11 protein-coding genes and 1 tRNA gene are annotated in these 9,885 nt (G+C 45.0%); 6 read left to right on the forward strand and 6 right to left on the reverse strand.

Annotated features, from left to right (window positions below; all coding sequences use genetic code 11):
- Positions 1-2: 2 nt before the first annotated feature.
- The 6 genes from nuoE to ASN18_RS03080 are packed head-to-tail and all read right to left on the reverse strand — an operon-like array spanning position 3 to position 3,666.
- Entirely contained in the window at positions 3-506 is a 504-nt protein-coding gene (gene nuoE / locus ASN18_RS03055; protein WP_085051135.1) for an NADH-quinone oxidoreductase subunit NuoE, read from the reverse strand.
- Positions 506-973 carry a Crp/Fnr family transcriptional regulator gene (locus ASN18_RS03060; RefSeq protein ID WP_085051136.1) on the reverse strand — a complete coding sequence of 156 codons (468 nt, stop codon included), beginning with the start codon at positions 971-973 and terminating at the stop codon, positions 506-508. The genes nuoE and ASN18_RS03060 overlap by 1 nt, the downstream gene beginning before the upstream one ends.
- 29 nt (positions 974-1,002) lie before the next feature.
- The gene (gene nuoD, locus ASN18_RS03065; protein ID WP_085051137.1) at positions 1,003-2,196 is read right to left on the reverse strand and encodes an NADH dehydrogenase (quinone) subunit D; all 1,194 of its coding nucleotides are present in this window, start codon (positions 2,194-2,196) and stop codon (positions 1,003-1,005) included.
- A gap of 19 nt (positions 2,197-2,215) precedes the next feature.
- The gene (locus ASN18_RS03070) at positions 2,216-2,758 is read right to left on the reverse strand and encodes an NADH-quinone oxidoreductase subunit C (protein WP_236861473.1); all 543 of its coding nucleotides are present in this window, start codon (positions 2,756-2,758) and stop codon (positions 2,216-2,218) included.
- The gene (locus ASN18_RS03075; RefSeq protein ID WP_085051138.1) at positions 2,740-3,261 is read right to left on the reverse strand and encodes an NADH-quinone oxidoreductase subunit B; all 522 of its coding nucleotides are present in this window, start codon (positions 3,259-3,261) and stop codon (positions 2,740-2,742) included. The genes ASN18_RS03070 and ASN18_RS03075 overlap by 19 nt, the downstream gene beginning before the upstream one ends.
- 33 nt (positions 3,262-3,294) lie before the next feature.
- On the reverse strand, positions 3,295-3,666 hold the full coding sequence (locus ASN18_RS03080) for an NADH-quinone oxidoreductase subunit A (RefSeq protein WP_085051139.1): 372 nt from the start codon (positions 3,664-3,666) through the stop codon (positions 3,295-3,297).
- Between the two features lie 276 nt (positions 3,667-3,942).
- On the opposite strand from ASN18_RS03080, the gene ASN18_RS03085 reads away from it, so the two are divergent.
- From ASN18_RS03085 to ASN18_RS03110, 6 genes are all read left to right on the forward strand, one after another.
- Positions 3,943-4,851 carry an MlaD family protein gene (locus tag ASN18_RS03085; RefSeq protein WP_085051140.1) on the forward strand — a complete coding sequence of 303 codons (909 nt, stop codon included), beginning with the start codon at positions 3,943-3,945 and terminating at the stop codon, positions 4,849-4,851.
- A complete protein-coding gene (locus tag ASN18_RS03090; RefSeq protein WP_085051141.1) occupies positions 4,844-5,455 on the forward strand; it encodes an ABC-type transport auxiliary lipoprotein family protein in 612 nt (203 codons plus the stop codon). Before ASN18_RS03085 ends, ASN18_RS03090 begins: the two co-directional genes overlap by 8 nt.
- A 42-nt stretch (positions 5,456-5,497) precedes the next feature.
- Positions 5,498-7,336 (forward strand): tetratricopeptide repeat protein, encoded by a 1,839-nt coding sequence (locus ASN18_RS03095; RefSeq protein ID WP_157072807.1) that lies wholly within the window; start codon positions 5,498-5,500, stop codon positions 7,334-7,336.
- 51 nt (positions 7,337-7,387) lie between these two features.
- On the forward strand, positions 7,388-9,127 hold the full coding sequence (locus ASN18_RS03100) for a tetratricopeptide repeat protein (protein ID WP_085051143.1): 1,740 nt from the start codon (positions 7,388-7,390) through the stop codon (positions 9,125-9,127).
- Between the two features lie 115 nt (positions 9,128-9,242).
- The gene (locus ASN18_RS03105) at positions 9,243-9,593 is read left to right on the forward strand and encodes a hypothetical protein (RefSeq protein ID WP_085051144.1); all 351 of its coding nucleotides are present in this window, start codon (positions 9,243-9,245) and stop codon (positions 9,591-9,593) included.
- Between the two features lie 65 nt (positions 9,594-9,658).
- Positions 9,659-9,730 (forward strand) — tRNA-Thr (locus ASN18_RS03110).
- Positions 9,731-9,885: the final 155 nt, after the last annotated feature.

Below are 9,885 nucleotides of genomic sequence, written 5' to 3' on the forward strand. Positions count from 1 at the left end.
TCTTATCTATAGCTTTCCATGATTTGCTGTATATTGTCCATAGAGATATTGAAGTGGCAGTCGTCGTTGACAAGCATTGCCGGGGCCTTGTCGCAGGCGCCGATGCACTCCATTATAACAAGGGAAAATCTGCCGTCTGCTGATGTCTCACCGTGTGAAATGCCGTATGTCTTTCCAAGATATTCCTCAAGCGTATCTGCGCCCATTATCAAACATGCCACGTTTGTACACAGATATATGACATGTCTGCCCAGAGGCTTTGTCTTAAAAAGGGAGTAAAATGTAACAACACCTTTGACATCTGCCGTGGTGACGCCTGTCAGCCTTGAGACCTGTTCAATGGCGTCTTCACTGAGCCAGCCATAGAGCTGCTGTGCCGCGTGCAGGGCAGGCAGAAGTACGGAGCGCGTATGCGGGTACATCTTCTTAAGAACCTTGATTTTGTTCTTAAGTATGCCGCCCTTGTCCAATGCATCGGCAGTTGACTGTGAAGTCGATGTTTCCACTATCCCCTCTTAAACATATAGGACGTAAGGTCCATGTGCTGTTTATTCATATCCCTGATTATCTCACACAGCTGAACGCCGATATTCCTGTACACCTTTGCAGTAAGGGCTGGATTGGCGATAAAGAGTTTATCGAAATCGCCCTTTTCCATCTTAATCACCTCGATGTCTTTATCTGCTATGGTCATAGCCGTGTGGTCTGTCCCATCGATAAAGGACATCAGGCCGAAACTCTCCCCCTGCTTTACGCTGGCATATGGGAGAATATCCCCGTCCTGGGTGAGCCTGCAGATTCTCACCTTGCCTTTCAGCAGAAAATAGAGCGTACCGCCCTTTTCACCCTCTCTGTAAACGACATCGTTTATCTCATAGGTCTTTCTTTCAAACAGACCAGACAAAAGCGTCTTTTCGGCGTCGTCTAAGCCTTGAAATATACTAAATTGTCCAAATACCTCGTTAAATCCCATAGTAATACCCCTTACATGTTTCGTATATTTTATCTGTCACATTCACCCAAGACTACATCGATGGAGCCAATATTAGCGACAACATCGGCAATAAAACCCCCTTCACACAGCCGCGGCAGTGCTGCAACATGTATAAAGGACGGGGACCTGATTCTCATCCTGTAGGGCTTCCCTGTGCCGTCACTTATGATATAAAATCCCAGTTCGCCCTTAGGCACCTCAGTGGCAACATACACCTCGCCTTGCGGGGCGGTCATCGGGCCTTTTGTTATCAGCGTAAAGTGATGAATGAGCGATTCCATGTTATTAAGCACCTTGTCCTTTGGCGGCAGGGTGTACTTGGGCGAATCAGATGACATTATCGGCCCGGTTGGCAGGGCCTCTATGCACTGCTTTACAATGCTGTTAGACTGCCTTAGCTCTTCCATGCGGCAGAGATACCTGTCATAGACATCGCCGTTTTTCCCGATGGGTACTTCAAACCGAACTAAGTCATAGGCGTCATAGGGAAAATGCTTTCGTATGTCATAGTCAACGCCGCTACCGCGCAAAGCTGCACCCGACAGACCATAGTTTATGGCCTCCTCGGCAGAGATAATCCCAACTCCTACCGTGCGCTTAAGCCAGATTCTGTTAACATTTATCAGTGTCTCATACTCTTCAATCTTCGAGGGAAACTCTTCTGTGAACTGGTAGAGCGTGTCAATGAACTCCTGTGACACATCGTTCCTGACGCCCCCGATACGCGGGTATGTTACGGTAAGCCGCGCGCCGCATAGCATCTCAAAAAGTTCAAGCAGCCGCTCCCTCTCTCTGAAGGCGTAAAGAAATACGGTCATTGCCCCGATGTCAAGGGCGTGAGTTGCCAGCCACAACAGGTGACTGGATATTCTTGACATCTCTGACACCATCGTCCGTATGTACTTGGCCCTCAGCGGCGGGTCAATATCAAACAGCCTTTCAACTGCAATGCAGTAGCCCACATCGTTTGTCATCGACGATATGTAGTCAAGCCTGTCCATCAGCGGGATTGACTGAAGATACGTCATCCCTTCGGCCAGCTTTTCTGTACCGCGGTGCAGGTAGCCCACAAAAGGGGTACATTTGACTATGGTCTCACCGCTTACCTCAAGTCTGAGGCGAAGCACACCGTGCGTGGAAGGGTGCTGCGGCCCCATGTTGAGGACCATCTCTTTTGTCTTTAATTCTTTTGTCTCATCCATCACGTTAATTATGCACTTCCTATTTATACCAGCCGAATTTCTTGAAGTCTTCAGCCTTTTTGAGCACTTCCCTAAATCCGCCCCATTCTGCGCCTGGGTCATCTTCCGGGCCTGCCGTAGGGTAGTCCTTTCTCATTGGATAACCGTCCCAGTCTTCGGGCATGAGTATCCTTCGTAAATCAGGATGCCCATCAAAGACTATACCGTACATATCAAAGCATTCCCTTTCGTGCCAGTCGGCGGTCTTCCAGACGCTGACAACACTCTGTATGGATTCTTTATCGCTGACCTGAACGTTCAGCCTTAGTGAATGCCTGTGGGTTATTGAGTATAAATTATATACAACCTCAAATCGAGGGTTCTTAATCTTTTTATAATCGACACCGCAGAGGTCCTTCAATAAATCAAACTTGAACTCGGGGGCATCGTGCAGGCGGCGGGCAATCTGAAGGATATTGTCTTTTTTCAGCGTAACGCCGGTCTGAGCGCGAAATTCCTTTACCGCGATGACATCATCGGCGAACTCGCCCTTTAAGGTCTCGGCTATTTTAGGGGGCTCCACCGCATCCTCTCTTTCATAATAATCTCTTGCAGCTTTATCAGGCCGTTAAAAAGCGCCTCGGGCCTGGGCGGACACCCGGGTATATACACATCAACCGGCAGAAACAAGTCACACCCCTGAACAACGCTATAAGTCCTGTAGACATTGCCCGAGCAGGCGCAGCTCCCCATAGCAACGACGTATCGTGGTTCGGGCATCTGGTCATATACCTTCCTGACGATAGGGGCCATCTTTTTTGTCACCGTACCGGCCACAATCATGCAGTCAGCCTGACGCGGCGACCCGCGGAAGATAATCCCAAGCCGGTCAAGGTCGTAGTGGCTTGAGCCGGCGGCCATCATCTCGATTGCGCAGCAGGCAAGCCCAAATGTTACAGGCCACAGCGATGACTTACGCCCCCAGTTGATAAACTTATCCAGCGTAGTAATAATAGTATTGGCTCCGGGGATTACCTTAATCCCCTCTTCGACATCGACAAGCCCCAAGGTTCCATCAATTAACATGGCAACGCCCTATCCTTGCAGCAATTAAACGTGTTAATCCCAGAGAAAGGCATCTTTCCTCCACGCGTAGATATATCCTATTACCAGCACCACAATGAACAGTATCATCTCGATGAAGGCATAGAGGCCGATTTTATCAAACGACACGGCCCAGGGATAGAGGAACACGGCCTCGACATCGAACACAACGAACAGTATGGCAATGATGTAGTATTGCACAGAAAACTTTTGGCGCGGCTCACCCTCCGGCACCATACCGGACTCATAGGTAGAGAGCTTCTCGTCATATGGCCTGCGCGGTCTGAGGATATAGCCAAAGAGGAGACTCCCGAGGCCAAAGCCAAGCGCGATAATCAAAAAAATCAATACCGGTAAGTAACCAACCGGTGTATATGTACCAGGCATATTAAAACCACCCTCGCTTAACCATGCGCATTCGGTCAACTGGTCAACCGATGCGAATTACCACTAATCGGGCAGACACCCGCACTTGCAGGTATATTAAACATCAATAGCTCAGACATTGTCAACAACAAAATTGCAACTATACGTGATTTATATCACACGAAATAATTTTTCAATGATATGTTGACCTTCAAGTTCACCGCATTTTTTGGCTCTGCCTTGTTAAAACAATTCCAAGTTATGTTAGAATAGCACTGATTGGGAACCTGGTGAGTTATGGCATCATATATTAAAGAAGAAATTAAGGCAGGCGTTGTGATTGTAACTACGCTGCTGATTATCAGTGTTTTTGTGATTCTGGTAGGCGGCGGGCAGTTTACTAACAAGTACGACATCTATTACGTCAAGCTCAAGGACGTAGCAGGCATCGACGTAGGCTCACAGATACGATTGGGCGGCATGAGAGTCGGCAAGATAACAAATATTATCATCCCCAATAACGCTAATGAACCCCTGACTATAGTCCTCGGCATTAATAAGGGCACCAAACTCTACAAGGGAACGAGGGCAATAATATCACAGATAGGTTTTGTAGGGGAAATCTATCTGGCGCTCTCGCTTGGTGATGTCGCCAACACAAAAATTGAACAAGGTTCAACCATTCCCTCAGAGGACTCTGTACAGTTTGCTGATTTACTGATAAAACTGGCTAAGGCAACTGAATCCTTTGATAAGCTCCTGGTTGATGTCGATAAGGTATTCAGCGAGAAAAACCAGAAACAAGTCGAAGACATCCTCGTTAACACAAACAAGGCCGCCATAACCACGCGTGTTGAAATACAGAACATCTCCAGTTCACTGACAAAGACATTTTCAGAAATGGAAGGTGTGATGAAAGAACTAAACGAGATATTAAAAGGCAACAAAGGCGAAATCGCAGTGATGTTAAAGACTATAACACAAGAGGTTCGAAGCATCGGCAGCATGGTTAAGGCATTTGAAAAGACATCCAACTCGTTGACAAAGACATCTAATTCTGTGAGCAGTGCAGTTGAAGATCAATCACAAAACATAACAGAGCTTATGAAAAACATAAACACAACACTGGAAGACCTGCAGGGCGTCTTGCAGGAAATCAAAAACAAACCCTGGAGTCTCATTTATAAGGACAAAGAAGATGAATAAGAAATCTCTGATGCTGTTGATTGCCATAACCATAACGGTCAATATTTCATGTGCAACAATGCCGGATACAAAGATTTACAGCCTTGATATACACTACGACATGACAACAAAGGGCGAACTCAAACCAGATATTCCAATAGTCATCGTTGTCGATTCACCGCGTTATCTATCGCAGGCATTTATGGCCGTGCGGTCATCGCCCTATACGCTGACAATTATGAAATACTCGAAATGGCAGTCCCCGCCATCAACTATGGTGGCCGAGGAGCTGAAAAAGGCGCTGTATTCGATTGGGTTTTTCAAGGACATCCGGATTGCCGGAATTGTAAAGCAGAATTTTTATTCACTTAGGATACACCTGACACGGTTTGAACAATTTGACGAACTTGCTGCATCTTATGGCATATTGTCGCTTGACGTTGACCTCTTGTCACCTGAAGGGGTAAATCTCTATCACAACACATTCTCAAAGAAAATCAAGCTTTACAGCTCTGATGACTACACAGCCCTCGCTGCTGGTCTCAGCGCAGCACTAAAAGATGTGATGGACGAGCTTCGCACTGCAACCGCTAAGGCAATTACTGAAAAGGAATCAAAAAAATAGTCATCCACCTTATGGTACTATTTTTGCGGGGCTTGCCGGATTATGAAAAAATGGTTATCCTGTAATACAAGAGATAAGGCTTCGGCTCGTGTGAGGCTTTACGCACTAGTGTTGCTGTTAGCTGCAATTGCTGCTTACAGCCCAGTTTGGAACAACGATTTCGTTAGCTATGACGATTATAAGTACACGAAAGAAAACCCGTACATTAAGGACGGCCTTACCATTGAATCCATTAAATGGGCTTTTGGTACATTCTATTTTTCTAATTGGCATCCCATTACATGGATTTCCCATATGGCAGATATTTCGCTTTATGGTTTTGGGTCAAGCGGACATCATCTAACGAGCCTGTTAATTCACGCTATTAATGGGATTTTGCTGTTTTTTGTACTCTATTCTCTGACAAATGCCCCAGGCAATTCAACCGGCTCAACAAGTACAACTCTTGCGTGTGTCTTTGCCGCAGCGCTTTTTGCCGTTCATCCTCTGAATGTCGAATCTGTAGCATGGGTGGCAGAGAGAAAGAATGTCTTGTGTGCATTTTTCTGGTTTACCTCGCTTATAGCATATGACCGGTATGTCAGAAGTCAGACACTTGCTAGGTATTTAATCGTTTTACTGCTTTTTTCTCTGGCCCTGATGTCAAAACCGATGGCGGTGACCCTTCCATTTACGCTTTTACTGATTGATTACTGGCCGTTAGGACGTTTTAGTGCGGGGCATTCTGTCATCAATAAATACCCTGTGACAGGCATGATTGCCGAGAAAATCCCTTTTTTTCTCCTGTCATTTGTGTCATCAGTGCTAACCATACACGCGCAAAGGCAGGAGGGCGCTATTATATCTTTTGGTACACTACCGCTGTCCACTCGTGTTGTAAACGCGATAATGTCATATGCCATATATATCAAAAAACTATTCATCCCCACTAATTTGGCTGTGTTCTACCCATATATAGAGGAAAAATCACATGTGGTTATCGTGTTTACTGCCTTAGCACTGATAGGGCTGACAGTCTTTGTGTTTATCAAAAGGAAAACTGCCCCATATCTGCTGATGGGATGGCTTTGGTATTTGGGCACTCTTGTGCCGGTAATTCAAATCGTGCAGGTGGGGTCTGCCTCGATGGCAGACCGGTACATGTACATCCCAGCAGTTGGGCTGTTTATTATGATTGCATGGGGCGGCAGCGCTGTCATAGCACAGGCCAGAATGATCAAAGTCATAGCAGTAGTAGTCATTGTCTTGTTGATGATTATCACGTTTCGGCAAACAGGGTATTGGAGGGATTCAATAACTCTATATCAACACGCCATAGATGTCACAACAGGTAACTACCTGGCGCACAACAACTACGGTCAGATACTCATGAAGCAGGGCAGGCTTGATGAGTCCGCCGTTCAATTTAAAAAAGGCCTTGATATTATGCCATCAAACAACGAACTGAACTATAATATGTGGAAGGTACTCTCAGCAAAAGGCATCCCCGATGAAAAGTATCTAATAAATGCCTCTGCCATATGGTTTCAGGGTGATGAGGCTGTCCTGTATAAAAATGCCGGTATAAACTATTTTAACAAGGCACAGTACGATGACGCCGTGGGTTTTTTCCTAAAATCCCTGCTAATCAACAAAAAAGACGCTGAGGTGTTTAACTATCTGGGAATGGCGCTGCAGGAAAAAGGTCAACACAAAGAGGCTATCCTGACCTTTAATAAGGCACTAGGGCTTTTACCCAACAGTGCTGTCCTTCATTTTAACAAGGCGGCGGCATTAGTTAAGGCCGGGGATGTTAAGGCGGCTGTCGTTGAGCTAAAAGAATCCCTGCGTCTTGACCCGGAAAACAAACCAGCCCAGCAAATGCTCAAAGAAATCGGGTAAGAGAGCCGTGGCTGCATTGCCCCAAACCGGGCAAACAGGTATAATAGCGCTATGGACAGCGAGCGCAGACTAATACATATAATTATACTAATACTTATATCGGCTACATTTCTTTGTTATTTGCCGTTGAGACATAATGATTTTGTCACGTATGACGACTACGACTATATCGTTAATAATACACAAATCCACTCAGGACTTAACATAGAAAACATCAGATGGGCCTTTAAAACCTCATATTTTTCATATTGGCATCCGCTTGCATGGCTTTCCCATATGACAGACATTGAACTGTTTGGCCTGAATCCGAAGGGACATCACCTGATGAATTTACTCATTCATATCACCAATACGGTGCTGCTGTTTTTGTGTCTGAGGCTGATGACGGGCAGGATATGGGAGAGTGTCTTTGTGGCGGTGTTGTTTGCACTGCATCCGATGAGTGTCGATTCTGTGGCGTGGGCGGCAGAGAGGAAAAACGTTCTATCAACGTTTTTTTGGTTTTTGATCTTTATTTTTTATGTTTACTATGTACAGCGTCCTGTGTTGTGGAAATATTTATGCGTGGGTTGCACCTATGTCTTCGGGCTTATGTCAAAGCCGATGCTTGTTACAGTGCCATTTTTACTGCTGGTGTTGGACTATTGGCCGCTGGGGCGATATAAGCAGGGAAAATATGTAGATTTAATAATTGAGAAAATCCCGCTTATTATACTTAGCGCGCTTTCTCTTTTTATAACAATCCTGCCTGAATGGACAATTGGTACGGTAATTCCACTTGAGACGTTACCAATGAGTGCAAGAATAATCAGGGCAATAAACTCCTTAACAGGGTACTTAATTCATATGGTAAGCCCTACACAGCTTACGGTGCTGTATCCATATATCAAGTTATGGCCGTGGTGGCAGACCCTTGTATCGGTTGTGTTTTTAGTATCTGCTACTGTTACAGCCATAGTCACACGAAAGAAACATCCATATTTGATTGTTGGATGGTTTTGGTATTTAGGCACAATGGTACCGATTTTACAGATATTCCAAGTAAATGTATCACCGATGGCTGACCGTTATACGTATGTACCGGTTGTAGGGATTTTCATTGTAATTGCGTGGGGGATGTGGGATATTGCAGAGAGGATATTTAAAAATAGGTCTGTTTATTTAACGGTTATCATAGTAGTTGCAGCCGTATCAGGGGCATTAACGTGGAGACAAATTGGGTATTGGAGGGACTCAGGGACACTGTACAAACACGCTATTGATGTAACAGAGTTTAATTATATGGCATATAACAACTATGGTGTATATCTGATGGAAAGCGGCAAGGTGGATGAGGCACTGGTTCAATTTGACAAGGGGCTGCAGATAGTCCCGTATAATGATGAGTTAAACTACAACATGGGCACTGCCCTCATCGCTAAGGGCAAGAGACAGGAGGCACAAAGGTATCTGCTTGGTTCAGCGCGTATGTGGTATAAAGGGGACAGGACTGAGTTTTATAAAAATCTTGTTTCCACTATGCTGGCAGAAAAGAGATATAGTGAGGCCATTGAATTTATAACAAAGGTAATCCTTATCAATCCGAAAGACGTGGGGAATTTGAAACAGTTGTCAGCGGCATTAGAGGGCATGCAAAGGTATGGCGAGGCACTAGGGGCGATAGAAAAAGGGATTACACTATTACCAAAAGACACTGATTTATTACACAGAAAAGCCATGATTCTGGAAAAAATGGGAGAAAAGGCGGCGGCTGAGGCGGCCTTAAGAGAGGCTTTGACCGTATCTAAGTAACGGACATGGGGCAGACGATTTACGAAGGGAGAAGCGTTGCTCTTTACAAAAACCCCATAAATATGTGATAATAAATATAAGATTATCCTCTTGAAACTAAAGGAGGTACCAGAGAATGATAGACAGGAGAAAAGGCCCTGATAAGATAGTGAAATCCATAAAATGGGCTATCACATCGTGCTGGCTTATGCTTTTTGTTGTATGGTCGTATGTATATTACGCAAGACCAGAACAAGCAACAATCTTTGACCCACACGGCATATACAACAAGGCAAGGTCATACTGGGATATCTCCATGTTGAAAAAGGCATTTATCGCGATAAATGTCCTGCTGCTAATATCACTAATCGGTCTGGCTGTAAGCACATTAAGGCACAACAGAAGTACAGACAAGGTCCCAACAACGCTAGTAATTATGTTAGCCATGTCGATTATAGGGATGGCTATTATTTATTTCCAGTTTTAGGCCATAGTTTACATGACAGATATGTTGCAGATACCACAGAGGCTGTGGTACAATGCCCAAGTTAAGCCGGGATAGCACAGTGGTAGTGCAGCTGATTCGTAATCAGCAGGTCGAGGGTTCAAATCCCTTTCCCGGCTTCCTTTATTTTCTATAATAACAATGACTTAACATTTAATATACTCAAAAAACACCGTCACCAGACCTGAGCTGTGATATCAATAGTGGACACCAAATTCTTCATGCCACAGTTCTTAGAGCTGTTTTTCATAAGCGGCTGGGGATAGGTATCCGA

It is taken from the genome of Candidatus Magnetominusculus xianensis (assembly GCA_001541255.1).
GTDB lineage: Bacteria > Nitrospirota > Thermodesulfovibrionia > Thermodesulfovibrionales > Magnetobacteriaceae > Magnetominusculus > Magnetominusculus xianensis.

What these genes read in the sequence shown, in the direction of transcription:
- ASN18_RS03060 (WP_085051136.1), bottom strand. Translation starts at nt 973, where the DNA reads ATGGGATTTAACGAGGTATTTGGACAATTTAGTATATTTCAAGGCTTA.
- nuoD (WP_085051137.1), bottom strand. Translation starts at nt 2,196, where the DNA reads ATGGATGAGACAAAAGAATTAAAGACAAAAGAGATGGTCCTCAACATG.
- ASN18_RS03075 (WP_085051138.1), bottom strand. Translation starts at nt 3,261, where the DNA reads ATGTTAATTGATGGAACCTTGGGGCTTGTCGATGTCGAAGAGGGGATT.
- ASN18_RS03080 (WP_085051139.1), bottom strand. Translation starts at nt 3,666, where the DNA reads ATGCCTGGTACATATACACCGGTTGGTTACTTACCGGTATTGATTTTT.
- ASN18_RS03085 (WP_085051140.1), top strand. Translation starts at nt 3,943, where the DNA reads ATGGCATCATATATTAAAGAAGAAATTAAGGCAGGCGTTGTGATTGTA.
- ASN18_RS03090 (WP_085051141.1), top strand. Translation starts at nt 4,844, where the DNA reads ATGAATAAGAAATCTCTGATGCTGTTGATTGCCATAACCATAACGGTC.
- ASN18_RS03095 (WP_157072807.1), top strand. Translation starts at nt 5,498, where the DNA reads ATGAAAAAATGGTTATCCTGTAATACAAGAGATAAGGCTTCGGCTCGT.
- ASN18_RS03100 (WP_085051143.1), top strand. Translation starts at nt 7,388, where the DNA reads ATGGACAGCGAGCGCAGACTAATACATATAATTATACTAATACTTATA.
- ASN18_RS03105 (WP_085051144.1), top strand. Translation starts at nt 9,243, where the DNA reads ATGATAGACAGGAGAAAAGGCCCTGATAAGATAGTGAAATCCATAAAA.